The 25,684-nt window shown below is 71.7% G+C and carries 17 protein-coding genes, 3 rRNA genes and 1 riboswitch; of the genes, 17 read left to right on the top strand and 3 right to left on the bottom strand.

Annotated elements, in window-relative coordinates; all coding sequences use genetic code 11:
* The first annotated feature begins 2 nt into the window (after nt 1-2).
* Nucleotides 3-98, top strand: a riboswitch (TPP riboswitch).
* From thiM to thiD, 3 genes are all read left to right on the top strand, one after another.
* The gene (gene thiM, locus ACT17Q_RS09475) at nt 92-1,036 is read left to right on the top strand and encodes a hydroxyethylthiazole kinase (protein WP_444662080.1); all 945 of its coding nucleotides are present in this window, start codon (nt 92-94) and stop codon (nt 1,034-1,036) included. It overlaps the preceding riboswitch by 7 nt.
* Nucleotides 1,033-1,749, top strand: coding sequence for a thiamine phosphate synthase (gene thiE, locus ACT17Q_RS09470; protein WP_094179850.1), 717 nt, complete (start codon nt 1,033-1,035; stop codon nt 1,747-1,749). Before thiM ends, thiE begins: the two co-directional genes overlap by 4 nt.
* Nucleotides 1,746-3,278 (top strand): bifunctional hydroxymethylpyrimidine kinase/phosphomethylpyrimidine kinase, encoded by a 1,533-nt coding sequence (gene thiD, locus ACT17Q_RS09465; protein ID WP_444662077.1) that lies wholly within the window; start codon nt 1,746-1,748, stop codon nt 3,276-3,278. The genes thiE and thiD overlap by 4 nt, the downstream gene beginning before the upstream one ends.
* A gap of 44 nt (nt 3,279-3,322) precedes the next feature.
* On the opposite strand, the gene ACT17Q_RS09460 is transcribed toward thiD, so the two are convergent.
* From ACT17Q_RS09460 to ACT17Q_RS09450, 3 genes are all read right to left on the bottom strand, one after another.
* Nucleotides 3,323-4,636 carry a TrpB-like pyridoxal phosphate-dependent enzyme gene (locus ACT17Q_RS09460; RefSeq protein ID WP_141320854.1) on the bottom strand — a complete coding sequence of 438 codons (1,314 nt, stop codon included), beginning with the start codon at nt 4,634-4,636 and terminating at the stop codon, nt 3,323-3,325.
* Between the two features lie 172 nt (nt 4,637-4,808).
* Entirely contained in the window at nt 4,809-5,576 is a 768-nt protein-coding gene (locus ACT17Q_RS09455; protein WP_444662075.1) for a DsbA family oxidoreductase, read from the bottom strand.
* Nucleotides 5,573-6,556 carry a quinone oxidoreductase family protein gene (locus tag ACT17Q_RS09450; protein ID WP_094179852.1) on the bottom strand — a complete coding sequence of 328 codons (984 nt, stop codon included), beginning with the start codon at nt 6,554-6,556 and terminating at the stop codon, nt 5,573-5,575. Before ACT17Q_RS09450 ends, ACT17Q_RS09455 begins: the two co-directional genes overlap by 4 nt.
* Nucleotides 6,557-6,651: 95 nt before the next feature.
* Here ACT17Q_RS09450 and argC point away from each other — a divergent pair, with 95 nt between their 5' ends.
* From argC to rrf, 14 genes are all read left to right on the top strand, one after another.
* Entirely contained in the window at nt 6,652-7,716 is a 1,065-nt protein-coding gene (gene argC / locus ACT17Q_RS09445; RefSeq protein ID WP_444662073.1) for an N-acetyl-gamma-glutamyl-phosphate reductase, read from the top strand.
* Complete coding sequence (argJ, locus tag ACT17Q_RS09440) at nt 7,713-8,933, top strand: bifunctional glutamate N-acetyltransferase/amino-acid acetyltransferase ArgJ (protein ID WP_444662071.1); 1,221 nt, start codon at nt 7,713-7,715, stop codon at nt 8,931-8,933. The genes argC and argJ overlap by 4 nt, the downstream gene beginning before the upstream one ends.
* A 50-nt stretch (nt 8,934-8,983) precedes the next feature.
* Complete coding sequence (argB, locus tag ACT17Q_RS09435; RefSeq protein ID WP_444665378.1) at nt 8,984-9,955, top strand: acetylglutamate kinase; 972 nt, start codon at nt 8,984-8,986, stop codon at nt 9,953-9,955.
* Nucleotides 9,952-11,268: an acetylornithine transaminase gene (locus tag ACT17Q_RS09430; RefSeq protein ID WP_141320861.1), complete on the top strand. Its 1,317-nt coding sequence runs from the start codon at nt 9,952-9,954 to the stop codon at nt 11,266-11,268. Before argB ends, ACT17Q_RS09430 begins: the two co-directional genes overlap by 4 nt.
* On the top strand, nt 11,265-12,197 hold the full coding sequence (argF, locus tag ACT17Q_RS09425; protein ID WP_094179856.1) for an ornithine carbamoyltransferase: 933 nt from the start codon (nt 11,265-11,267) through the stop codon (nt 12,195-12,197). Before ACT17Q_RS09430 ends, argF begins: the two co-directional genes overlap by 4 nt.
* A gap of 41 nt (nt 12,198-12,238) precedes the next feature.
* Entirely contained in the window at nt 12,239-12,781 is a 543-nt protein-coding gene (locus ACT17Q_RS09420; protein ID WP_198303567.1) for an arginine repressor, read from the top strand.
* A gap of 52 nt (nt 12,782-12,833) precedes the next feature.
* Nucleotides 12,834-14,072, top strand: coding sequence for an argininosuccinate synthase (locus tag ACT17Q_RS09415; protein ID WP_094179857.1), 1,239 nt, complete (start codon nt 12,834-12,836; stop codon nt 14,070-14,072).
* Nucleotides 14,065-15,513 carry an argininosuccinate lyase gene (gene argH, locus ACT17Q_RS09410; protein ID WP_094179858.1) on the top strand — a complete coding sequence of 483 codons (1,449 nt, stop codon included), beginning with the start codon at nt 14,065-14,067 and terminating at the stop codon, nt 15,511-15,513. The genes ACT17Q_RS09415 and argH overlap by 8 nt, the downstream gene beginning before the upstream one ends.
* Nucleotides 15,510-16,100, top strand: coding sequence for a uridine kinase (locus ACT17Q_RS09405; protein WP_268530961.1), 591 nt, complete (start codon nt 15,510-15,512; stop codon nt 16,098-16,100). The genes argH and ACT17Q_RS09405 overlap by 4 nt, the downstream gene beginning before the upstream one ends.
* Nucleotides 16,097-16,951 carry a DNA-3-methyladenine glycosylase gene (locus tag ACT17Q_RS09400; protein WP_094179860.1) on the top strand — a complete coding sequence of 285 codons (855 nt, stop codon included), beginning with the start codon at nt 16,097-16,099 and terminating at the stop codon, nt 16,949-16,951. The genes ACT17Q_RS09405 and ACT17Q_RS09400 overlap by 4 nt, the downstream gene beginning before the upstream one ends.
* Before the next feature lie 97 nt (nt 16,952-17,048).
* A complete protein-coding gene (tyrS, locus tag ACT17Q_RS09395) occupies nt 17,049-18,311 on the top strand; it encodes a tyrosine--tRNA ligase (protein WP_444662066.1) in 1,263 nt (420 codons plus the stop codon).
* 689 nt (nt 18,312-19,000) lie between these two features.
* Nucleotides 19,001-20,519 (top strand): 16S ribosomal RNA (locus ACT17Q_RS09390).
* 428 nt (nt 20,520-20,947) lie between these two features.
* A 23S ribosomal RNA gene (locus tag ACT17Q_RS09385) occupies nt 20,948-24,056 on the top strand.
* Between the two features lie 96 nt (nt 24,057-24,152).
* A 5S ribosomal RNA gene (gene rrf, locus ACT17Q_RS09380) occupies nt 24,153-24,269 on the top strand.
* The 16S, 23S and 5S rRNA genes sit together here, the layout of an rRNA operon.
* The last annotated feature ends 1,415 nt before the right edge of the window (nt 24,270-25,684 follow it).

Raw genomic sequence — 25,684 nt, 5'->3', positions numbered from 1 at the left:
GCCGCACTGACACGGGGTGCCCTGCACGCAGGGCTGAGATCACACCCGCCGAACCTGATCTAGTTCGTACTAGCGAAGGGATGTCATCTCCATGACGTCTGCCGTCCCACCCTGCCCTCCCGCCGACGAGCGCGCCGACGAGCGCGCCGACGAACCCGGCGGCGCCCCGCCCCTGAGCCCCGGCAGGCTCGCCGCCGACGCGGCGCAGGCGCTCGCGGCGGTCCGGGCACGCACGCCGCTCGTGCAGTGCCTCACCAACGAGGTGACGACGAACCTCGTCGCCAACGCGCTGCTCGCGGTGGGCGCCTCGCCCGCCATGACCGCGGTCCCGGGCGAGGCCGAGCAGCTCGCGGCCGTCGCGGGCGCGGTCCTGGCAAACCTCGGCACGCCCGGTCCCGACCTGCGCGCGTGCCTCGAGCCCGCGGTGACCACGGCGCGGCGCGCCGGCGTGCCGTGGGTGCTCGACCCCGTGGCCGTCGGGGTGCTGTCGGTCCGCACGCGGCTCGCCGAGCAGCTCCTGGGTGCGCGGCCCGCGGTGGTGCGCGGCAACGCCAGCGAGGTCCTGGGCCTCGCGGGGCTCACGTCGTCGGGACGGGGCGTCGACGCGTGCGACGCCGTCGAGGACGCGCGCGAGGCCGCGGTCCGCCTCGCGCACGCGACGGGCGGCGCGGTCGCGGTGTCGGGCGCGGTCGACCTCGTCGTCGCGGGTGACGTCGCCGTGCGCGTGTCGGCGGGGGACCCCCTGCTGACGGCGATCACCGGCGCAGGGTGCGCGCTCGGCGCGCTCGCGGCGGCGTTCGCCGCGGTCACCGACCCGCTCACCGCGGCGGTCGGCTCCTCGCTGGTTCTCGGGCTCGCGGCGGAGCGCGCCGCGTCGGTCGCGCGCGGTCCGGGCTCGTTCCAGGTCGCGCTGCTCGACGAGCTGTACGGGCTGCGGCCCGAGCACGTCGTCGGGCTGGGTGACCGGCTGGTCGTGGAGCCCGCGCGCATCGGCGCGCCCAGGGCCGCGACCGCGCCCGTCGGGGCACCCGCGTGACCGGCGCGGCGGGTGCGTCGCGGCGCCCCCCGTTCCCGGGCGGTCCGTACCTCGTGCTCGACGCGGACGTGTGCGCGGCGGCCGGCCGCGCCCCCGCCGGCGTCGCGGCGGCGGCGGTGCGCGCGGGCGTCGGCGTGGTGCAGGTGCGTGCGACGCGCGCGGGGGTGCGCGACCTGGTCGCGCTCACGACCGCGGTGGCGGAGGCCGTGCGCACCGCCGGACCCGCGCTGCTCGTCGTCGACGACCGCGTGGACGTGGTGCTCGCGGCACGCGCCCGCGGTGCGGTCGTGGACGGTGTGCACGTCGGCCAGCGGGACCTGGAGGCCTCCGACGCGCGTGCGTTGCTCGGCCCCGACGCGGTCGTGGGCGTCTCGGCGGCACGACCGCACGACGTGCGCGCGGTCCCGGCCGACCTGGTCGACTACGTCGGGAGCGGGCCGGTGCGGCTGACGCCGACCAAGCCCGACGCCGACGTCGCGCTCGGCCTCGACGGTCTCGCCGCGGCGGTCGCGAGCACCCGGCTGCCGGTCGTGGCGATCGGCGGGCTCGACGCGCGTGACGTCGACGCCGTGCGGACGGCCGGCGCCCACGGGCTCGCGGTGGTCTCGGCGGTGTGCTCCGCGCCCGACCCGTCCGCCGCGGCCGCGGAGCTCGTCGCCGCGTGGCGGCGGTCGGCGAGCGGCACGGTGGCGACGCCGGCGGGTGCGCGGTGAGCCCGTCGCGCGTGCGCGCGCTGTCCATCGCCGGCACCGACCCGACGGGCGGCGCCGGGATCCAGGCGGACCTCAAGTCGTTCGCCGCGCACGGGGCGTACGGCATGGCGGTCGTGACGGCGCTCGTCGCGCAGAACACCCGCGGCGTGCGCGCGGTCCACGTCCCCGAGCCGGAGTTCCTGCGTGCGCAGCTCGAGGCCGTCAGCGACGACGTCACGGTCGACTCGGTGAAGATCGGCATGCTCGCCACGCCGCAGGTCGCGCACGAGGTGACGGCGTGGCTGGACCGGCAGCGTGCCGCGGGGCGTTCGCCCGTCGTCGTGCTCGACCCGGTGATGGTCGCGACCAGCGGGGACCGGCTCCTCGACCCGGAGGCCGAGATCGCCGTGCGCGAGCTCGTGGGCCGCGCGGACCTCGTGACGCCCAACCTGCCCGAGCTGGCGGTGCTCGTCGACGAGCCGCGCGCGCAGTCGTGGGCGCAGGCGCTCGACCAGGCGACCCGCCTCTCCCGCGGGTCGGGGACCACGGTCCTGCTCAAGGGCGGGCACCTGGGCGGGCCGACGAGCCCGGACGCGCTCGTCGGCCCGGACGGTGCGGTCGTCGAGGTCGCGGCGCAGCGCGTCGCCTCGACGAGCACGCACGGCACGGGGTGCTCGCTGTCGGCCGCGGTCGCGGCGCTGCGGCCCGCGCGCGACGGCTGGCCGGAGGCGGTGCGCGAGGCCAAGCAGTGGCTCACCGGGGCGATCGCGGCCGGGGCGCGGTTGGAGGTGGGCGCGGGCCACGGCCCCGTCGACCACCTGCACCACGCGCCGGGGCTGGGCGCCCGGCCGTTCACCGCGCAGGTAGCCGGTCTCGTCGCCGACGCCGTCGAGCGGTCGCAGGACCTGCCGTTCGTCCGGGCGCTCGCGGACGGGTCGCTGCCGGTCGGCCGGTTCGAGGAGTACGTGCGGCAGGACGCGCTGTACCTGACCGGGTACGCGCGGGTGCTCGCGCGGGCGAGCGAGCTCGCCCCGGACGGGGAGGCGCAGGCGTTCTTCGCGCGCGGCGCCGCCGCATGCCTCGACGTCGAGCGGCGGCTGCACGAGCAGCGCCTGGCGAGGTCGGCCCGGGACGGGTCACGTCAGGGGGCGAGTGCGTCGTCGGTCACGACCGCGTACGTCGACCACCTGCTCGCGGTCGCGGCGACCGGGTCGTACGCCGACGTCGTGGCCGCCGTGCTGCCGTGCTACTGGGTGTACGCGGACCTCGGTGCGCGGTTGCGCGCGCGGGCCGGCGACCTCACGGCGCACCCGTACGGCGACTGGGTGGGCACGTACGGCGACGAGGAGTTCGCGGCCGTGACCGCCCAGGCGCGCGCGCACGCGGACGCGGCGGGCCGGTCGCTCGACGCGGCCGGTCGGGCCCGGATGCGTGAGGTGCTCGCGGTCTCCTGCGAGCACGAGGTCGCGTTCTTCGACCAGGTCCGCCCGGCGCCCGGACCTGCCCGTGCGACGCCCGACGAGCTCGTCACCGCCGGGGTGCCCGCCTGACCCGACGAGTGGCCCGCGGTGGGCGCGGGCCACTCGTCGGGGCGTCAGAGGAAGTCGTGGTACGCGGGCAGGTCGAGCACGCCGTTGCCGGACAGCCCGATGACGATCGTCTCCTCGGTCGTCGCGGCCCGGGCGTGCGCGATGGCCCCGGCGACCGCGTGCGTCGACTCGGGCGCCGGGATGATCCCCTCCGCCCGTGCGAACTCGATCCCGGCCGCGAACGCGGTCTCCTGGTCGACGGCGATCGCCTCGAGCAGCCCGAGCTCGAGCGCGTGCGAGACCATCGGCGCCATGCCGTGGTAGCGCAGCCCGCCCGCGTGGATGGGCGGCGGGACGAAGTCCTTGCCGAGCGTGTGCATCTTGAGCAGGGGCGTCAGGCCCGCGACGTCCCCGAAGTCGTACCGGTACTCGCCCTGCGTGAGCGAGGGGCACGCGGCGGGTTCGCACGCGACGACGCGCGTCGTCGTGCCGTCGCGCAGGTTGCGGCCGATGAACGGGAAGCTCAGTCCCGCGAGGTTCGACCCGCCGCCCGCGCAGCCGAACACGACGTCCGCGCTCGCGCCGACCTCGTCGAGCTGGGCCAGGGCCTCCTGGCCGATCACGGACTGGTGCAGCAGCACGTGGTTGAGCACCGACCCGAGCGCGTAGTGCGCGTTCGGGTCCTGCGCGGCGACCTCGACGGCCTCCGAGATGGCCATGCCGAGCGAGCCGGTCGTCTCGGGGTCGGCGGCGAGCATCGCGCGCCCCGCCTCGGTGAGGTCGGACGGCGACGGGTGGCACACGCCGCCGTACGTCTCCATCTGCATGCGCCGGTACGGCTTGGCGTCGTACGACGCGCGCACCTGCCAGACCTCGCACTCGAGGCCCAGCAGCGAGCACGCGAAGGACAGCGACGCGCCCCACTGGCCGGCGCCCGTCTCGGTCGTGAGCTTGGTCGTGCCCTCGATGGCGTTGTAGTACGCCTGCGCGACCGCGGTGTTCGGCTTGTGCGAGCCTGCCGGGGAGACGCCCTCGTACTTGTAGTAGATCTTCGCGGGCGTGCCGAGCGCGCGCTCGAGGCGCAGCGCCCGGATCAGCGGGGACGGGCGCCACAGCGCGTACAGCTCCCGGACGGTCTGCGGGATCTCGACGTACCGCTCGGTGCTGACCTCCTGCGCGATGAGCGCCATCGGGAACAGCGGCGCGAGGTCGTCCGGGCCGAGCGGCTCGCGGGTGCCCGGGTGCAGCGCGGGCGGCGCGGGCTCGGGCAGGTCCGCCGCGAGGTTGTACCAGTGCGTCGGGACCTGGGACGGCACGACGGTGCCGACCGGTTCCGTGAGCGGACGGGATGCGGGCCGGACGTCCGGGGATGTCGTCATGCGGGTGCCTCCTGGGCGCGTCGTGGAGCGGTGCGGGCCGCCGACGCGCGTGCGAGGGGCCACGACGCCGTGGGTCCGCAGGCTGCAGCCTAGGGGAGAGGCGACGTCCGGATGGCCGCCCCGGTCCGGCCGGTCGCGCGGCGGCCGCGGACCGCCTGCGGACCGCGCGTCGTCAGATCGCGCAGGAGTCGTCGGTGCACGTCGCGGCAGACGGGTCGCCCGTCAGCACCTGCAGGGGGTTCGCCTCGCGCCAGCCCGCGTCGAGGAGCTGGGCGAACACCTCGGCGGGCTGGGCGCCGGAGACCGCGTAGCGGCGGTCGACGACGAAGAACGGCACGCCGGTCACGCCGAGCTCGCGCGCCGCCGCGACGTCGGCGTCGACCGAGTCCGACTGCGCGTCGCCCGCGAGGAACGCCGCGACGGCCGCGTCGTCGTGCCCGGCCCGCGCGAACCCGGCCTCGCGCGCGACGGCGACGAGCGCGTCGTCGACGCCCAGGTCGGCACCGCGCTCGAAGTGCGCGGAGAACAGCGCCTCGATCGTGCGCTCCGCGAGCTGGGACCCGCCGAGCTCGCGCGCCAGGTGCGTCAGCCGGTGCGCGTCGTAGGAGTTGAACGCGAGCACCGAGTCGAAGTCGTAGGCCAGCCCCTCGTCCGCCGCGACGGCCGTGACGTGCGCGAACATGCGCTGCACCTGCTCGGGCGGCAGCCCCTTGAGCTCCGCGAGCGCCTCGGCCTCGGGACGGCCCGGCCCGCGCGGCGTGTCGGGGGAGAGCTGGTAGGACCGCCACACGACGTCGACGTGGGCGCGGTGCGGGAAGGCGGCGAGCGCGGCGGCGAACCGGCGCTTGCCGATGTAGCACCACGGGCAGGCGATGTCGGACCACACCTCGACCGTGATCGTGCGGACGGGGTTCAGGGTGGGTGTGCTCGTGGTGCTCACGGGAGAAGCAGGACCTTTCCGGTCGTGGCGCGCGACTCGAGCGCGCGGTGGGCGTCAGCCGCGGCCGACAGGGGGAAGCGGGCGCCGATGCGGACGTCGAGACGCTCGTCGGCCACCGCGCCGAACAGCTCGGACGCGCGCCACTCGAGCTCGGCGCGATCGGCGACGTAGTGCCCGAGCGTCGGGCGCGTGAGGAACACCGACCCGGCGGCGTTGAGCCGCTGCGGGTCGACGGGCGGGACCGGGCCGGACGACGCCCCGTACAGGACGAGCATGCCGCGCCGGGCGAGCGACGCGAGCGACGCGTCGAACGTGTCGCGTCCGACACCGTCGTACACGGCGTCGACCCCGCGGCCGTCGGTCAGGTCCCGGACGCGAGCGGGCAGGTCGGTCGTCAGGTCGTCGAGCTCGCGGTAGCGGATCACGTCGGTGGCGCCCGCGCCTCGCGCCAGGGCCTCCTTCTGCACGGAGCCGACCGTCGCGATGACGCGACCGCCGCGCTGGGTCGCGAGCTGGGTCAGCAGGAGGCCGACGCCGCCCGCGGCCGCGTGCACGAGCACCGTCGTGCCGGGCTCGACCGGGAACGTGGACGTCGCCAGGTAGTGCGCGGTCATGCCCTGCAGCGGGAGCGCGGCGGCGACCTCGTCGGCCACGCCGTCCGGCACGGGCAGGAGCTCGCGCTCGGGCACGGCGACGAGCTCGGCGTACGAGCCCGGCCCCGCGGACCACGCGACGCGGTCGCCGGGTGCGACGTGCGTGACCTGCGCACCGACGGACACCACGGTCCCGGCACCCTCGGAGCCGGGGACGTGCGGGAAGCTCGCGGGGTACACGCCGGAGCGGCGGTAGGTGTCGATGAAGTTCACACCCGCTGCGGCGACGCGGACCAGGGCCTCGTGCGGCCCGGGCTCCGGGTCGGGACGGGTGACGGACGACAGGACCTCGGGTCCACCGGCGCGGGTGGCTTCGACGGCGTGCACGTCGAGCCGAACGCGCGTGGGGCACCATTTCATCCCGGTGGGGCGCGGTCCGACGCTTTGTGCATCGATTCGCGCGAACGTGTATGTTCATGCGCATGTCGTTCACAGTCGCGGTCGCGGGCGCGAGCGGGTACGCCGGTGGCGAGATGCTCCGGCTCCTGCTGCAGCACCCCGAGGCACGCATCGGCGCGGTCACGGCCCACGCGAACGCGGGCACGCAGCTCGGTGAGCACCAGCCGCACCTGCGACGCCTCGCCGACCGCGTCCTCGCCCCCACGACGCCCGAGGCCCTGGCCGGTCACGACGTCGTCGTCCTCGCGCTGCCGCACGGCGCCTCGGGCGCGGTCGCGGCCGAGCTCGCGCAGCGCGACGCCGGCACGGTCGTCGTCGACCTCGGCGCCGACCACCGCCTGTCCGACGCGGCCGACTGGCTCGCGTACTACGGCAGCGAGCACGCCGGCACCTGGCCGTACGGCCTGCCCGAGCTGCTGCACGCGGGGGAGCAGGCGGCCGCGGCGCAGCGCGCCACGCTCGCGGGGACGACCCGCATCGCCGTGCCCGGCTGCAACGTCACCGCCGTGACGCTCGGGCTGCAGCCCGGCGTCGCGGCGGGCATCGTCGAGCCGACCGACCTGGTCGCGGTGCTCGCCAACGGCTACTCGGGCGCCGGCAAGAGCCTCAAGCCGCACCTGCTCGCGTCCGAGGGCCTGGGGATGGCGCAGCCGTACGCGGTCGGCGGCTCCCACCGGCACATCCCCGAGATCGCGCAGAACCTGCGCACCGCCGGAGCGCCCGACGTCACGCTCTCGTTCACCCCCACGCTCGTGCCGATGTCGCGGGGCATCCTCGCCACCGCGACCGCGCGCCTCGTGCCCGGGACCGACCCGGCCGCCGTCCGCGCGGCCTGGGAGAGCGTGTACGCCGACGAGCCGTTCGTCCACCTGCTGCCCGAGGGGCAGTGGCCGACGACGGCCGCGACGCTCGGCGCGAACACCGCGCTCGTCCAGGTCGCGGTCGACGAGCGAGCCGGCCGCGTCGTCACCGTGACGGCCATCGACAACCTGGTCAAGGGCACCGCCGGTGGCGCCCTGCAGTCGCTCAACTTCGCGCTCGGCCTGCCCGAGACGCTCGGCCTGCCCCTGGACGGAGTCGCACCGTGAGCACCTCGACCCAGACCGCCGACGGCTCCGCGCAGCCCTCGCCCGGCGTCACCGCCCCGCTCGGCTTCCGGGCGAGCGGTGTCACGGCGGGCCTCAAGGCGTCCGGCAGGCCGGACCTCGCGCTCGTCGTGAACGACGGCCCGCTGCAGGTGGGGGCCGCCGTGTTCACGTCCAACCGGGTGGTCGGCCACCCCGTGACCTGGTCGCGGCAGGTCGTCGCCGACGGCGTCGTCAGCGCGGTCGTGCTCAACTCCGGCGGCGCGAACGTCTGCACGGGGCCCGAGGGCTTCCTCGACGTGCACCGCACCGCCGAGACGGTCGCGGACGCGCTGGGCGTCTCCGCGGGTGACGTCGTCGTCTGCTCGACGGGCCTGATCGGCGAGCGCCTGCCCATCGACACGCTGCTCGCGGGCGTCGCACCCGCCGCGGCCGCGCTGTCCGGGACGGGCGGCCCCGCGGCGGCGCAGGCGATCATGACGACCGACACGGTCCCCAAGACCGCGGACCTGACGGTCGAGGGCGACGACGGCGTGTGGCGCGTGGGCGCGATGGCCAAGGGCGCCGGCATGCTCGCACCGGGCCTGGCGACGATGCTGTGCGTCATCACGACCGACGCCGTGGTCGACGCGGCGCTCGCGGACGCGGCGCTGCGCGCGGCGACCTCGCAGACGTTCGACCGTGTCGACTCGGACGGCTGCATGTCGACGTCCGACACGGTCACGCTCCTGGCGTCGGGTGCCTCGGGCGTCGCCCCGGACCCGGCGGGCTTCACGGCCGCGGTCACGGCGGTCGCCGCGCAGCTCGCGCGCCAGCTCGTCGCTGACGCGGAAGGCGCGACCCACGACATCGCGATCACCGTCACGGGTGCCCAGACGCAGGACGCCGGCCTCGCGGTGGCCCGCGCGATCTCGCGCTCGAACCTGTTCAAGGCCGCGGTGTACGGCAACGACCCCAACTGGGGTCGCGTGCTCGCGTCCGTCGGCACCGTGCCCGTCGAGGTCGCCGCGTTCGACCCGGACGCGCTGGACGTGTCCATCAACGGCGTGATGATCTGCCGTGCGGGCGGCGCGCACGAGCCCCGCTCGAAGGTCGACCTGGCGGCGACGCGCGAGGTCCACGTCCTGGTCGACCTGCACGCGGGCGACGAGGTCGTGACGCTGTGGACCAACGACCTGACGCACGCCTACGTCTCCGAGAACAGCGAGTACTCCACGTGAGCCACGACGACGCGACCACCGGCTCGGGCGCCGTCCCGAGCGCGACCCCCGTGCCCGACGACTTCGTCTTCGACACCCGCACCGACCTGCGTCCCGACCAGAAGGCCGAGGTGCTCATCCAGGCGCTCCCGTGGCTGCAGAAGTTCGCGGGTGCGCTCGTCGTCGTGAAGTACGGCGGCAACGCGATGGTCGACGAGGAGCTCAAGCGCGCCTTCGCGCAGGACATGGTGTTCCTGCGCCAGGTGGGGCTGCGCCCCGTCGTCGTGCACGGCGGCGGCCCGCAGATCAACGCGATGCTCGACCGGCTCGGGATCGAGTCCGAGTTCCGCGGCGGCCTGCGCGTGACCACGCCGGAGGCCATGGAGGTCGTCCGGATGGTGCTCACGGGCCAGGTGTCGCGTGAGCTCGTCGGCCTGCTCAACGCGCACGGCCCCCACGCGGTCGGACTGTCGGGCGAGGACGGCGGGCTGTTCCAGGCGCGACGCCGCACGGCGTTCGTCGGCGCAGAGGCGGTCGACGTCGGGCTCGTGGGCGACGTCGTGCAGGTCAACCCCGGTGCGGTCCAGGACCTGCTGGACGCGGGTCGGATCCCGGTGGTCAGCACGGTCGCGCCCGACATCGACGACCCGACGCAGGTCCTCAACGTCAACGCGGACACCGCGGCGGCCGCGCTCGCGGTCGCGCTCGGTGCGCGCAAGCTCATCGTGCTGACCGACGTCGAGGGCCTCTACCTCAGCTGGCCGGACCGCTCGTCGCTCGTGCGGCGCCTGTCGGCGAGCCAGCTCGCGGAGGTCCTGCCGACGCTCGACTCCGGCATGCGGCCCAAGATGGAGGCCTGCTGGCGCGCCGTGACGGGCGGCGTCGGACGGGCTCACGTCATCGACGGTCGCGCGCCGCACTCGATCCTCGTCGAGGTCTTCACCTCGGACGGCATCGGCACGATGGTGCTGCCGGACACCGAGCCCGAGGACGCCCCGTTCACCGCCCCTGTCCCCGTCGTCCACCCGGAGGTGCCCGCATGAGCGAGCCGACGACCACGCCGGCCGCCCCGGCACCCCCCGCCCCGACGACCCGCCGCGCGCTGCGCCAGGCCGCCGCGACCGTCGACGGGCTCCCCGTCTCGGTCGCGGGCGGGTCGGTCGCGGAGTGGACCCAGCGGTACTCGCGCTCGGTGATGGACACGTTCGGGCCGCCGCAGCGTGTGCTCGTGCGCGGCGAGGGCGCCTACGTGTGGGACGCCGATGGCAACCGCTACCTCGACCTGCTCGCCGGCATCGCGGTGAACAGCCTGGGCCACGCGCACCCCACGCTCACGGCGGCGATCAGCGCCCAGCTCGGCACGCTCGGGCACGTCTCGAACTTCTTCGGCAGCCCGACGCAGATCGCGTTCGCCGAGCGGCTGCTCGAGCTCGCGCAGGCCCCGGACGGCTCGCGCGTGTTCTTCACCAACTCGGGCACCGAGGCCAACGAGGCGGCCTTCAAGCTCGCGCGCCGCACGGGTCGCACGCGGGTCCTCGCGCTCGAGGGGGCGTTCCACGGCCGCACGATGGGCGCGCTCGCGCTCACGCACAAGGCCGCGTACCGCGAGCCGTTCGAGCCGCTGCCCGGCGGGGTGGAGTGGGTGCCGTTCGGTGACGCGGACGCGCTCGAGGCGGCGCTCGAGCCGGGCGACGTGTCCGCGCTGTTCGTCGAGCCGCTGCAGGGTGAGGCGGGCGTGCTCCCGCTGCCCCCGGGCTACCTCGCACGGGCCCGCGAGCTCACCGCGCGGCACGGCACGCTGCTCGTGCTCGACGAGGTGCAGACCGGCATGGGGCGCACCGGGGAGTGGTTCGCGCACCAGCTGCCGCACGTGGGCGGCGGCGTCGTGCCGGACGCGGTCACGGTGGCGAAGGGCCTCGGCGGCGGGTTCCCGGTCGGGGCGCTCATCGCGTTCGGCGACACCGCGGCGACGCTGCTCGGCCGCGGCCAGCACGGCACCACGTTCGGCGGCAACCCGGTCGCGTCGGCCGCGGGTCTCGCGACGATCGGCGTCATCGAGCGCGACGACCTGCTCGCGCACGTGCGCGACGTCGGCGCCGCGCTGCGCGCGCGCATCGCCGAGCTCCACCACCCGCTCGTCGACGGCGTGCGCGGCGAGGGCCTGCTCGTCGGGATCGGCCTGACGGCGGCCGTCGCGCCGGCGGTCGCGTCGCGCGCGCTGGCCGCGGGGTTCATCGTGAACCCGGTCAACCCGACGTCGATCCGGCTGGCGCCGCCGCTCGTCGTGACGCACGAGCAGCTCGGCACGTTCGTCGACTTCCTCGCCGACCTCGACCCGGGCGAGGTGGCGGCATGACGCGCCACTTCCTGCGCGACGACGACCTGACGCCCGCCGAGCAGCGGCAGGTGCTCGAGCTCGCGCTCGCGTTCCGCGACGACCGGCACATCCGCACGCCGCTGGCCGGACCGCGGGCGGTGGCGGTGATCTTCGACAAGCCGACGCTGCGCACGCAGGTGTCGTTCTCGACGGGGATCGCCGAGCTCGGCGGATTCCCGCTCGTCGTCGACGGCAACCTCGCGCAGATCGGCACGCGCGAGTCGATCCCGGACACCGCGCGCGTCCTCGGCCGGCAGGTCGCGGCCGTGGTGTGGCGCACGCACGCGCAGGAGCGCATCGAGTCGATGGCGCAGCACGCCGGCGTCCCCGTGGTCAACGCGCTCACGGACGACTTCCACCCGTGCCAGGTGCTCGCGGACCTGTCGGCGGTCGCGCTGCACCGTGGCGGGGTGGGCGCGCTCGCCGGACTCACGCTCGCGTACGTCGGCGACGGCGCGAACAACATGGCGCACTCCTACCTGCTCGGTGGCGCGACCGCCGGGCTGCACGTGCGCGTCGGCTCCCCGGAGGGCTACCGACCGGCGCCCGAGGTGGTCGCCGCCGCGCAGCGCGTCGCGCAGGAGACGGGCGGCTCGGTCACCGTGGTCGGCTCGATCGCGGAGGCGGTCGCGGACGCGGACGTCGTCGCGACGGACACGTGGGTGTCGATGGGCCAGGAGGAGGAGGCGGCGCAGCGCGAGCTGCCGTTCGTCCCGTTCCGGCTCGACGAGGCCGCGCTCGCCCTCGCGGCGCCCGACGCCCAGGTGCTGCACTGCCTCCCGGCGTACCGCGGCAAGGAGATCACCGCGGGCGTGCTCGACGGGCCCCGGTCGATCGCGTGGGACGAGGCCGAGTTCCGCCTGCACGCGCAGAAGGCGCTGCTGACGTTCCTGCTCGAGGCACGGTGACGCACGTGTCCGTGTCGAGCACGACGAGCACGCCGGCGGCGGTGCCGGGCACCCCGGCGACCTCGTCCGGCGGCTCGGCGTCGACGGTGCCGCAGACGAAGGCGGCGCGCCAGGCGCTCGTCGCGGCGCTGCTCACGCGCGAGCAGGTGCACTCCCAGCAGCAGCTCGCGGACCTGCTCGCGGACGCGGGCGTGAGCGTCACGCAGGCGACCCTGTCGCGCGACCTCGTCGAGCTGCAGGCCGTCAAGGTCCGCACGCCGTCGGGCGCGCTCGTGTACGCGGTGCCCGGTGAGGGCGCCGTGCGGTCGCTGCCGAGCGCACCCGCCACCGACACCGAGCACCTCGCGGCGCGCCTCGAGCGGCTGTGCGCGGAGCTGCTCCTCACCGCCGAGTCGTCCGGCAACCTCGTCGTGCTGCGGACGCCGCCCGGCGGCGCGCAGTACCTCGCCTCGGCCATCGACCACTCGGTCCTGCCCGCCGTGCTCGGCACGATCGCGGGCGACGACACCGTCCTCGTGGTGTCCCGCGACCCGGACGGCGCCGCACTGGCGTCGCGCTTCCTGACCCTCGCGTCCGGCGAATGACGGCCGCGAACCGCATGCCCCACTCACACCAGCTCGTAGAAAGTGACATCTCATGACTGAGCGCGTCGTCCTCGCGTACTCCGGCGGTCTGGACACGTCCGTCGGCATCGGCTGGATCGCCGAGGCCACCGGCGCCGAGGTGATCGCCGTGGCGGTCGACGTCGGCCAGGGCGGCGAGGACCTCAACGTCATCCGTCAGCGCGCGCTGGACTGCGGCGCCGTCGAGGCGTACGTCGCGGACGCCCGCGACGAGTTCGCGCAGGAGTACTGCATGCCGGCGCTGGCGGCCAACGGCCTGTACCTCGACCGGTACCCGCTGGTCTCGGCGCTGTCCCGCCCCGTGATCGTCAAGCACCTGGTGCGTGCCGCGCGCCAGTTCGGCGCGACCACGGTCGCGCACGGCTGCACGGGCAAGGGCAACGACCAGGTGCGCTTCGAGGTCGGCATCACGTCGATCGCGCCGGACCTGACCTGCCTCGCGCCCGTCCGGGACCTCGCGCTCACGCGCGACAAGGCGATCGAGTTCGCCGAGCGCAACAAGCTCCCGATCGCGACCACCAAGCACAACCCGTTCTCGATCGACCAGAACGTGTGGGGCCGTGCGGTCGAGACCGGCTTCCTCGAGGACATCTGGAACGGTCCGACGAAGGACGTCTACACCTACACCGACGACCCGACGTTCCCGCCGGTCGCGGACGAGGTCGTCATCACGTTCGAGCAGGGCGTCCCGGTCGCGCTCGACGGCGTGCCGGTCACGCCGCTGCAGGCGATCCAGGAGATGAACCGCCGCGCGGGCGCCCAGGGCGTCGGCCGGATCGACATCGTCGAGGACCGCCTGGTGGGCATCAAGTCGCGTGAGGTGTACGAGGCGCCGGGCGCGATCGCGCTCATCGCGGCGCACCAGGAGCTCGAGAACGTCACCGTCGAGCGTGAGCAGGCGCGCTTCAAGCGGGGCGTCGAGCAGCGCTGGACCGAGCTCGTGTACGACGGCCAGTGGTTCAGCCCGCTGAAGCGGTCGCTCGACACGTTCATCGCGGACACGCAGCGGTACGTCTCGGGTGACGTGCGCATGGTCCTGCACGGCGGCCGCGCGACTGTCACGGGCCGCCGCTCGGACTCGTCGCTGTACGACTTCAACCTCGCGACGTACGACACCGGCGACACGTTCGACCAGGCGGCCGCGCGCGGCTTCATCGAGATCTACGGCCTGTCGAGCAAGCTCGCGGCCGCGCGTGACGTGAAGTTCGGCAACGGCGTGGACCTGGGCTCGCAGGGCGGGATCGATGCCTGAGTCGCCCGTGGCCGGTGCGCCGGACGCGCCGCTCGCCCTCTGGGGCGGCCGGTTCGCGTCCGGCCCGGCCGCGGCCCTCGCCGAGCTGTCGCGCTCGACGCAGTTCGACTGGCGCCTCGCGGACGTCGACATCTCGGGCTCGGTCGCGCACGCGCACGTGCTGCACGCCGCGGGCCTGCTGTCCGACGACGAGGTCACGGGCATGGTCGACGCGCTCGAGCGGCTGCGGTCCGACGTCGCGTCGGGTGCGTTCGGCCCGTCGCCCGACGACGAGGACGTGCACACGGCGCTCGAGCGCGGCCTGATCGAGCGCGCGGGCGCGGACCTGGGCGGCAAGCTGCGTGCGGGCCGGTCGCGCAACGACCAGATCGCCACGCTCGTGCGGATGTACCTGCGCCGCGAGGCGCGCACGATCAGCGGTCTGGTGCTGGACGTCGTCGACGCGCTCGTCGCGCAGGCCCAGGCCGCGGGCGACGCGCCCATGCCGGGACGCACGCACCTGCAGCACGCGCAGCCCGTCCTGCTCGCGCACGCGCTGCTCGCGCACGCGTGGCCGCTGCTGCGTGACGTCGAGCGCTACACCGACTGGGACCGCCGCGCCGCGGTCTCCCCGTACGGCTCGGGTGCGCTCGCGGGCTCGTCGCTGGGCCTGGACCCCGCCGCAGTCGCCGCGGAGCTCGGCTTCGACGCCCCGGTCGAGAACTCGATCGACGGCACGGCGTCGCGCGACGTGGTCGCGGAGTTCGCGTTCGTCTCGGCGATGCTCGCGGTGGACCTGTCGCGGCTCGCCGAGGAGGTCATCCTCTGGGCGACCAAGGAGTTCGGCTTCGTGCGGCTGCACGACTCGTTCTCGACCGGGTCGAGCATCATGCCGCAGAAGAAGAACCCCGACATCGCGGAGCTCGCGCGCGGCAAGGCCGGCCGGCTCGTCGGCGACCTCACGGGGTTGCTGACCACGCTCAAGGGCCTGCCGCTCGCCTACAACCGCGACCTGCAGGAGGACAAGGAGCCGGTCTTCGACCAGGTCGACCAGCTCACCGTACTGCTGCCGGCGTTCGCGGGCATGGTCGCGACGCTCACGTTCGACACGGACCGGCTCGCCTCGCTCGCACCGCAGGGCTTCTCGCTGGCGACCGACATCGCCGAGTGGCTGGTGCGTCAGGGCGTGCCGTTCCGCGTCGCGCACGAGGTCGCGGGCGAGTGCGTTCGCGCGTGCGAGGCACACACCCCGGCGATCGAGCTGTGGGAGCTGTCCGACGACGAGCTCGCGGCGATCTCGCCGCACCTGACGCCGCAGGTCCGCTCGGTGCTCTCCGTGGAGGGCTCGCTCGCCTCGCGCTCGGCGTACGGCGGGACGGCGCCCGTGCGGGTCCGCGAGCAGCTGGGGCGGGCGGCCGCGCGTGCCGCGCAGCTGCGCGCCTGGGCGGCGCCGAGGCCGTGACCACCGGCTCCGACGAGGGCGCGCTCGGGCTGGTGCTCGAGCGCGCCCTCGTCGCCTCACCCCGGCTGGGTCCGGTCCGCGTGGTGTGCGTCGACGGCCCGGCCGGCTCGGGCAAGACGACCGCGGGCGACGCCCTCGTCGAGAGGGCGTCCGCGCGCGGCGTGCGCGCCCTCGTCGTGCACCTCGACGACCTGTACGCGGGCTGGTCCGGGCTCGAGGGCACGCTCTGGCCGCGGCTCGCGGCGCAGGTGCTCGAGCCGCTGCGGCGTGGACGGCCCGGGCGGTTCCAGCGGTACGACTGGACCGCGGGCCGGTTCGCCGACTGGGTCGACGTCCCGGTGCCCGAGCTGCTCGTGGTCGAGGGGTGCGGATCGGCGCAACGCGCGTGCGACCCGGTCGCGGTGCTGCGCGTGTGGGTCGAGGCCGACCGCGCGCTGCGTCTCGAGCGCGGGCTCGCGCGCGACGGCCAGGACGCGCGAGCGCACTGGCTGCGGTGGATGGCGGACGAGGCGGCGCACTTCGCGCGCGAGCGCACCCGTGAACGCGCCGACGTGCGGCTGGACGCGTTTGGCAGGATGACCCCATGAGCCCCGCGGCGGACGCCCCCCGCGAACCGGTCCTCGTCGACCGGGCGCTCGCGCACGCCGTGGCCCCACCGGACGCCGTGCCGGACGTCTCCCGCTCGTCGGACGTGCCCCGATCGTCGGACGTGCCCCGCTCGCCGGACGCCGCCGACCCGTTGCGGTTCGTCGCGGTCCCCGCGCGCACCTGGTACGCGCGGGACGTGCACGCCGTCGCGCGGGACCTGCTCGGCGCGTACCTCACGTCCCGGACCCCCGAGGGCGAGGTGACGGTCCGGCTGACGGAGGTCGAGGCGTACTCCGGCGCGGACGACCCGGGCTCGCACGCGTTCCGGGGCCGCACGGCGCGCAACGCCGTGATGTTCGCCGAGCCCGGTCGTCTGTACGTGTACCGGCACCTCGGGCTGCACCACTGCGTCAACGTGGTCGCCGAGCCGACGGGACGCGCCGCCGCCGTCCTGCTCCGGGCGGGCGAGGTCGTCGCGGGCGCCGAGCTCGCCTGGGCGCGCCGTGAGCACGTGGGCGTCGTCGACTCCCACCGTCAGCTCGCCCGGGGTCCCGCGCGGCTCGCGGTGTGCCTCGGCGTCGACCGGTCGTGGAACGGCGACGACGTGACCGAGGCGGGGGGACGCGTCGTGCTGCACCGGCACGAGGGTCCCGTGCTCTCGACGCAGGCGAGCGGTCCGCGGGTCGGCGTGTCCGGCCCGGGTGGCGACGCGTCCCGGCACCCCTGGCGCTACTGGCTCGTGGGCGAGCCGAGCGTGTCGGCCTACCGCCCGGCGTACCGGTCGTCGACCTCGCGCTCGCGCGGCTCGTCGGACGGGTATCTCCCGCCGGCGTCGGAAGACGTCCCGTGACGGGACGACGACGTCGGCCGTGCGACGGTGCCCCCGCCGCCACCTCTCGACCGTGACCTCAGCCGCCCCCGCGCGGCCCCCTGACCGGAGACCAGACGTGACCCACATCCTCGACGAGCTCGCGTGGCGCGGGCTCATCGCCAGCACGACCGACGTCGACGCGCTGCGCGACGCGCTCTCAGCCGGGCCCGTGACGCTCTACTGCGGCTTCGACCCGACGGCGCCGAGCCTGCACATCGGCAACCTCGTCCAGATCCTCACGGTGCGCCGGCTCCAGGACGCCGGCCACCGCCCGGTCGCGCTCGTCGGCGGCGCGACGGGCCTCATCGGCGACCCGAAGATGACGGGCGAGCGCACGCTGAACTCGCGCGACGTGGTCGCGGGCTGGGTCGAGCGGATCCGCGCCCAGATCGCGCCGCTGCTGCGCTTCGACGGCGAGAACGCCGCGACGCTCGTCAACAACCTCGACTGGACGGCGCCACTGTCGGCGATCGACTTCCTGCGGGACGTCGGCCAGCACTTCCGCCTGGGGACGATGATCGCGAAGGACACCGTGGCGCGACGCCTCGCGAGCGACCAGGGCATCTCGTTCACCGAGTTCAGCTACCAGGTGCTCCAGGGCATGGACTTCCTCGAGCTGTACCGCCGGCACGGCGTGACGCTCCAGACGGGCGGCTCGGACCAGTGGGGCAACCTGCTGTCGGGCGTCGAGCTCGTGCGCAAGGTCGAGGGCGTCGGCGTGCACGCGCTGACCACGCCGCTGATCACCAAGGCGGACGGGACGAAGTTCGGCAAGACCGAGTCGGGCACGGTGTGGCTCGACCCGGAGATGACGACGCCGTACGCCTTCTACCAGTTCTGGCTCAACGCCGACGACGCGGACGTGCTCGGCTACCTCAAGGTGTTCACGTTCCGCACCCGCGAGCAGATCGACGAGCTGGCCGAGGCGGTGGCGTCCCGTCCCGCCGCCCGCGAGGCCCAGCGCGCGCTCGCGTACGACGTCACCGCGCTCGTGCACGGGACGGCGGCGGCCGACGCGGTGGTCGCGGCGTCCCAGGCGTTGTTCGGCCGCGGCTCGCTGGCCGACCTCGACGCCGCGACGCTCGGCGCCGCGGTCGCGGAGCTGCCCACCGCGACGGGCGCGGTCGGCGACCTCGTCGTCGACCTGCTCGCGGCGACCGGGGTGGTGAAGAGCAAGTCCGAGGCGCGGCGGGCCGTGGCCGAGGGCGGGGCGTCCGTCAACAACGTCCGCGTCACCGGTGAGGACGCTGCGCTCGGCGAGGGCGACCTGCTGCACGGACGCTGGGCCGTGCTGCGTCGGGGCAAGCGGACGCTCGCGGTCGTGGACACCCGGGCCTGATCGCGGGGACCGGGCGTCAGCCCGCTCGGCGACGCCCGGCGCGGGCTGGCTCCCGGAGACCCCACGGGGTCCTCGGGAGCCGGCCCGCGCCGTCCCCGGAGGACCGCAGGCACCCGACGTGGGCGCGTCCGCGCAGGTCAAAGCACAGATCGGGCCCGGTGAGCGGCGTCACGCGACCACGGATTTGGCGTTCGCCGCGACATCCGCGTAATGTTCTCGAGGTCGCCCGGCAGGGAGGAACGGACACGGAGCCGGATCCGCAAGGATCTGGATGTGGCTGGTCCCGCAGGCGGACAACCCCGATCAGATCGCAGGTGCTTCGTGCGCCTGTGGCACGGTCGGGCCCAGGACCGGTGGTCCAGGGCCGCTCGACAGGGCGGTTCCGAACAGCCGGGAGATGGGGTAGAGTGGTGAAGCCCCGAGCGGGAAACGCACGGGGAAACAACAAGCCTCTCGCCCAGGATCGCAAGATCCTGAGGAGATGCGCGTCTGTTCCTTGAGAACTCAACAGTGTGCCAAGTAGTCGATGCCATATGGCCTGCCTGATGTTGTCGGGTGGGTTGATGGTTGAGATGGGGATCTGCCGTCCACCCCGTGGGTGGTGGGTCCTTGATTGAAGCCGAATCTTGGTCCGTTTGGACCGTTCGTAATGTTTGTTGCCTGGTTTTCGGATCGGGTGGCGCAAGACATTGACGGAGAGTTTGATTCTGGCTCAGGACGAACGCTGGCGGCGTGCTTAACACATGCAAGTCGAACGGTGAAGACCAGCTTGCTGGTTGGATCAGTGGCGAACGGGTGAGTAACACGTGAGCAACCTGCCCTTCACTCTGGGATAAGCCCTGGAAACGGGGTCTAATACCGGATATGACATTCCTGCGCATGTGGGGGTGTGGAAAGATTTATCGGTGGGGGATGGGCTCGCGGCCTATCAGCTTGTTGGTGGGGTGATGGCCTACCAAGGCGACGACGGGTAGCCGGCCTGAGAGGGCGACCGGCCACACTGGGACTGAGACACGGCCCAGACTCCTACGGGAGGCAGCAGTGGGGAATATTGCACAATGGGCGCAAGCCTGATGCAGCGACGCCGCGTGAGGGATGACGGCCTTCGGGTTGTAAACCTCTTTCAGCAGGGAAGAAGCGAAAGTGACGGTACCTGCAGAAGAAGCGCCGGCTAACTACGTGCCAGCAGCCGCGGTGATACGTAGGGCGCAAGCGTTGTCCGGAATTATTGGGCGTAAAGAGCTCGTAGGCGGTTAGTCGCGTCTGCTGTGAAAACTCGAGGCTCAACCTCGGGCTTGCAGTGGGTACGGGCTGACTAGAGTGCGGTAGGGGTGACTGGAATTCCTGGTGTAGCGGTGGAATGCGCAGATATCAGGAGGAACACCGATGGCGAAGGCAGGTCACTGGGCCGCAACTGACGCTGAGGAGCGAAAGCATGGGGAGCGAACAGGATTAGATACCCTGGTAGTCCATGCCGTAAACGTTGGGCACTAGGTGTGGGACCCATTCCACGGGTTCCGTGCCGCAGCTAACGCATTAAGTGCCCCGCCTGGGGAGTACGGCCGCAAGGCTAAAACTCAAAGAAATTGACGGGGGCCCGCACAAGCGGCGGAGCATGCGGATTAATTCGATGCAACGCGAAGAACCTTACCAAGGCTTGACATACACCGGAAAAGTGCAGAGATGTGCTCCCCGTAAGGTCGGTGTACAGGTGGTGCATGGTTGTCGTCAGCTCGTGTCGTGAGATGTTGGGTTAAGTCCCGCAACGAGCGCAACCCTCGTCCCATGTTGCCAGCGGGTTATGCCGGGGACTCATGGGAGACTGCCGGGGTCAACTCGGAGGAAGGTGGGGATGACGTCAAATCATCATGCCCCTTATGTCTTGGGCTTCACGCATGCTACAATGGCCGGTACAAAGGGCTGCGATACCGTAAGGTGGAGCGAATCCCAAAAAGCCGGTCTCAGTTCGGATTGGGGTCTGCAACTCGACCCCATGAAGTCGGAGTCGCTAGTAATCGCAGATCAGCAACGCTGCGGTGAATACGTTCCCGGGCCTTGTACACACCGCCCGTCAAGTCACGAAAGTCGGTAACACCCGAAGCCGGTGGCCCAACCCTTGGGGGGGAGCCGTCGAAGGTGGGACTGGCGATTGGGACTAAGTCGTAACAAGGTAGCCGTACCGGAAGGTGCGGCTGGATCACCTCCTTTCTAAGGAGCATCTGGCAGCTGGCCGGCCCTGTCGTGGGGTGGGTGCAGGTGTCCAGGCCCATGCCCGTGCCGAGTGTGTGCGGGGTGGTGCTCACGGGTGGAACATCGACTATGGCCTGCTGTTGTGGCAGGTGGCGCCTAGTACGCCTTCGGTCTTCGGGTCGGGGGGTGGGAACGGTTGCTGCCTGGTGCGGTGGTGTGTCTGGCACGCTGTTGGGTCCTGAGGGAACAGCCGGTTGGTTGTTGTCTCGGGGTCGTGCTCCTGGTCGGTCCCTTGTGTGGGGTCCGGGTCGGGGGTGGTGGCCTTCGGGTCGTCACTGGTCGCGTACCGCGTCGCCTTCGGGTGGTGGCTGGCGGGCTGGGTGTGGCGGGTCGGTCGTTGCTTGAGAACTGCACAGTGGACGCGAGCATCTTTGTAAAGTCTTTGTGGTCAAGTTTATAAGGGCACAGGGTGGATGCCTTGGCACTAGGAGCCGATGAAGGACGTTGTAGCCTGCGATAAGCCTCGGGGAGTTGGCAAACGAACCGTGATCCGAGGATCTCCGAATGGGGAAACCCCGCCGCAGTCATGTGCGGTGACCCACACCTGAATATATAGGGTGTGTGGAGGGAACGCCGGGAAGTGAAACATCTCAGTACCGGCAGGAAGAGATATTCCGTGAGTAGTGGCGAGCGAAAGCGGATCAGGCCAAACCGATCGCGTGTTCAAGCCGGCAGGCGTTGCGCGTTCGGGGTTGTGGGACCTTTCAGTCAGGACTGCCGTCCTGGCAGGGAGTCAGAAAGTCGCGTCATAGTCGAAGGGCATTGAAAGGCCCGGCACAGAGGGTGGTACCCCCGTAGACGAAATGGCGTGGCCTCCCGAGAGGGATCCCAAGTAGCTCCGGGCCCGAGAAACCTGGAGTGAATCTGCACAGACCACTGTGTAAGCCTAAATACTACCTAGTGACCGATAGCGGACAAGTACCGTGAGGGAAAGGTGAAAAGTACCCCGGGAGGGGAGTGAAATAGTACCTGAAACCGTGTGCCTACAATCCGTCGGAGCCTCCCTAGCAGGGGTGACGGCGTGCCTTTTGAAGAATGAGCCTGCGAGTTAGTGGTACGTGGCGAGGTTAACCCGTGTGGGGAAGCCGTAGCGAAAGCGAGTCCGAATAGGGCGTTCATAGTCGCGTGCTCTAGACCCGAAGCGAAGTGATCTAGCCATGGGCAGGTTGAAGCGCGGGTAAGACCGCGTGGAGGACCGAACCCACCTGGGTTGAAAACCGGGGGGATGACCTGTGGTTAGGGGTGAAAGGCCAATCAAACTTCGTGATAGCTGGTTCTCCCCGAAATGCATTTAGGTGCAGCGTCACGCGTTTCTTGCCGGAGGTAGAGCTACTGGATAGCCGATGGGCCCCACCAGGTTACTGACGTTAGCCAAACTCCGAATGCCGGTAAGCCAGAGCGTGGCAGTGAGACTGCGGGGGATAAGCTCCGTAGTCGAGAGGGAAACAGCCCAGACCACCAGCTAAGGCCCCTAAGCGTGTGCTAAGTGGGAAAGGATGTGGAGTTGCACAGACAACCAGGAGGTTGGCTTAGAAGCAGCCACCCTTGAAAGAGTGCGTAATAGCTCACTGGTCAAGTGATTCCGCGCCGACAATGTAGCGGGGCTCAAGCACACCGCCGAAGCTGTGGCATTCACACTTTCGACAAGCCTTCGTGGTTCAGTCGTGTGGATGGGTAGGGGAGCGTCGTGTGGCGGGTGAAGCAGCGGGGTAACCCAGTTGTGGACGCCACACGAGTGAGAATGCAGGCATGAGTAGCGAATGACGGGTGAGAAACCCGTCCGCCGAATGACCAAGGGTTCCAGGGCCAGGCTAATCCGCCCTGGGTAAGTCGGGACCTAAGGCGAGGCCGACAGGCGTAGTCGATGGACAACGGGTTGATATTCCCGTACCGGCGAAGGACCGCCCATACCGAGCCCGGTGATGCTAACCGTCCGAGCCTGTGCACCGTGGCCTTCGGGCCGCACCGCACAGGGGAGCACGGGACCCGAACCGGTAGTAGGTAAGCGTATTAACAGGGGTGACGCAGGAAGGTAGCCAAGCGTGGCGATGGTTGTCCACGTCCAAGGTCGTAGGGCGAGGTGTAGGCAAATCCGCACCTCATGAAGCCTGAGAGCTGACGGTGACCGCGATAGCGGGAATCTGGTGATCCTATGCTGCCTAGAAAAGCCTCGACGCGAGGTCCTAGCCGCCCGTACCCCAAACCGACTCAGGTGGTCAGGTAGAGAATACCAAGGCGATCGAGCGAATCGTGGTTAAGGAACTCGGCAAAATGCCCCCGTAACTTCGGGAGAAGGGGGGCCTGAAGCGTGAACCGACTTGCTCGGGGAGCGTGGAGGGCCGCAGAGACCAGGGAGAAGCGACTGTTTACTAAAAACACAGGTCCGTGCGAAGTCGCAAGACGATGTATACGGACTGACGCCTGCCCGGTGCTGGAAGGTTAAGAGGACGGGTCAGCCGCAAGGCGAAGCTCAGAATTTAAGCCCCAGTAAACGGCGGTGGTAACTATAACCATCCTAAGGTAGCGAAATTCCTTGTCGGGTAAGTTCCGACCTGCACGAATGGCGTAACGACTTCTCCGCTGTCTCAACCGCGAACTCGGCGAAATTGCACTACGAGTAAAGATGCTCGTTACGCGCAGCAGGACGGAAAGACCCCGGGACCTTTACTATAGCTTGGTATTGGTGTTCGGTGCGGCTTGTGTAGGATAGGTGGGAGACTGTGAAGCCGGCACGCCAGTGTCGGTGGAGTCATCGTTGAAATACCACTCTGGTCGCTCTGGATATCTAACCTCGGTCCGTGATCCGGACCAGGGACAGTGCCTGGTGGGTAGTTTAACTGGGGCGGTTGCCTCCTAAAATGTAACGGAGGCGCTCAAAGGTTCCCTCAGCCTGGTTGGCAATCAGGTGGCGAGTGCAAGTGCACAAGGGAGCTTGACTGTGAGACAGACATGTCGAGCAGGGACGAAAGTCGGAACTAGTGATCCGGCGGTGGCTTGTGGAAGCGCCGTCGCTCAACGGATAAAAGGTACCCCGGGGATAACAGGCTGATCTTGCCCAAGAGTCCATATCGACGGCATGGTTTGGCACCTCGATGTCGGCTCGTCGCATCCTGGGGCTGGAGTAGGTCCCAAGGGTTGGGCTGTTCGCCCATTAAAGCGGTACGCGAGCTGGGTTTAGAACGTCGTGAGACAGTTCGGTCCCTATCCGCTGCGCGCGCAGGAAACTTGAGAAGGGCTGTCCCTAGTACGAGAGGACCGGGACGGACGAACCTCTGGTGTGCCAGTTGTTCCGCCAGGAGCACGGCTGGTTGGCTACGTTCGGAAGGGATAACCGCTGAAAGCATCTAAGCGGGAAGCCTGCTTCAAGATGAGGTTTCCACGCCCCTCGGGGCGAGAGGCTCCCAGCTAGAACACTGGGTCGATAGGCCGGATGTGGAAGGCAGGACTAACGACTGCCGCAGCTGACCGGTACTAATCAGCCGACAACTTCACCACAACTTTCATTGCTACGCGTCCACTGTGCGGTTCCCGAGAAACGAACGACACTGATCGACCCCGGTCGAACCAGTCCCGTTCACAACTCGACAACGTTACGGCGGTCATAGCGAAGGGGAAACGCCCGGTCCCATTCCGAACCCGGAAGCTAAGCCCTTCAGCGCCGATGGTACTGCACTCGCCAGGGTGTGGGAGAGTAGGACGCCGCCGGACACCATTCAGAAGAAGCCACCCCACACGGGGTGGCTTCTTCTGTTTTCCGGAGTCGCGCTCGACCGCGCCGTGCTCTGGAGCGACCCCCGTTTTGCGGGGCGGCTCCGCGTTCGCCACAGGGCATCGGTGGCGGCGGACCGCCGCGACACGGCGCCGGGCGGACGTGACGGACGTGTGGTCGGTCTGGCTCGGGGCGCTGGGGTGTGCCGGACCGCGTGCGTCGGGTGGTGAGCACGGGTGCGGGTTCGGCGGGTGTGCGGAGCGGATGAGACGATGTCCGCCGAGGACGAGGAGACTCTCAGATGAACAGCGACGAAGCGGGTCGGCGCGCGAAGCGCGGCTCGAGCCAGGCTGGCGGATCCCGCGGCGCGGCCGGCGGTCGCGCCGGCGGCCAGGGCGGGCAGGCGCAGGGCCGCGGGCGCGGTGCGTTCGGCGGCGCGGGCGGTGGTGCGGCGAGCGGTCGGGGTGCCACGGGTGGCGCGCCGAGCGGTTGGGCCACGGGCGGGCAGCGCGGCTCTCGTCCGGCGCCGGACGGGCGCGGTGAGCGCGGCGGTGCGTCGTACGGCCGTTCGTCGTCGGACCGTTCGTCGGCGGGGCGTCCGTCGGCAGGCCGTCCGTCGTCGGACCGGTCGTCCAGCCGGTCGTCCTCCGCCGGTTCCTGGTCGGACCGCTCGTCCGGCAGGCCGTCGTCCGATCGTCCGTGGTCGGACCGGTCGTCGTCCGACCGTTTCTCCTCGGGGCGTTCCTCGAGCGAGCGTTCGGCCCCCGGCGCGGCATCTGCGGGACGTTCGACGGGCGGGGACCGCGGCGGGCAGCGCTGGAGCTCGTCCGGAGGTCCCGGCCGGGCGACGACGGGCGGCTCGGCGTCACGGGGTGACGCCGGCGCGAGCCGGGGTCGCCCGTTCGTCGCTGGAGAACGGTCGCGGCGTGCGGACTGGTCCGGTGACGCCGGGCGCGCGCAGGGCGGGCGCGGTGCTCAGGGAGGCCGCGACGAGTCCCGCGGACGTGGCGGCGCTCGGCCGGCGCAGTCCGGCTACGGCGCTCGCTCGGGCAGCCGCCCGGACGGCGTCGGCGCCACCGGTGCGGCGTTCGAGCGACCCTCCTGGTCGCGTGGCAGCGGCCGGCGCGACGACGCGGCGGGCGACCGACGGACCTTCGACGACCGGGGGGCTCGAGGTGAGCGTCCCGGCCGCGACGATCACCGTGGCTCGTGGGACCGTCCGGTGCGGGACGACCGCGCCGGAGGCGCGGACCGTCCCTCCCGCGGAGACCGGCCGGCGTACGGAGAGCGACCCGCATACGGTGACCGGCCGGCGTACGGGGAGCGGCCCGCATACGGCGGGCGTCCGGAGCGGGGTGGGCGTCCCGCGTCCGGTGGACGGCCCTCTCAGGGGGGTCGGCCCGGTGGAGCGCGC

The sequence above is a fragment of the Cellulomonas sp. CW35 genome (assembly GCF_052378485.1).
GTDB lineage: Bacteria > Actinomycetota > Actinomycetes > Actinomycetales > Cellulomonadaceae > Cellulomonas > Cellulomonas uda.
The sequence above is the reverse complement of the archived record's forward strand: the minus strand, read 5'-3'. Positions and strand labels throughout refer to the sequence as shown.

Excerpts from the sequence above, each read along its gene's own strand:
- thiM (WP_444662080.1), top strand. The coding sequence starts at position 92 with ATGACGTCTGCCGTCCCACCCTGCCCTCCCGCCGACGAGCGCGCCGAC.
- ACT17Q_RS09460 (WP_141320854.1), bottom strand. The coding sequence starts at position 4,636 with ATGACGACATCCCCGGACGTCCGGCCCGCATCCCGTCCGCTCACGGAA.
- argC (WP_444662073.1), top strand. The coding sequence starts at position 6,652 with ATGTCGTTCACAGTCGCGGTCGCGGGCGCGAGCGGGTACGCCGGTGGC.
- ACT17Q_RS09430 (WP_141320861.1), top strand. The coding sequence starts at position 9,952 with ATGAGCGAGCCGACGACCACGCCGGCCGCCCCGGCACCCCCCGCCCCG.
- argF (WP_094179856.1), top strand. The coding sequence starts at position 11,265 with ATGACGCGCCACTTCCTGCGCGACGACGACCTGACGCCCGCCGAGCAG.
- ACT17Q_RS09415 (WP_094179857.1), top strand. The coding sequence starts at position 12,834 with ATGACTGAGCGCGTCGTCCTCGCGTACTCCGGCGGTCTGGACACGTCC.
- argH (WP_094179858.1), top strand. The coding sequence starts at position 14,065 with ATGCCTGAGTCGCCCGTGGCCGGTGCGCCGGACGCGCCGCTCGCCCTC.
- ACT17Q_RS09400 (WP_094179860.1), top strand. The coding sequence starts at position 16,097 with ATGAGCCCCGCGGCGGACGCCCCCCGCGAACCGGTCCTCGTCGACCGG.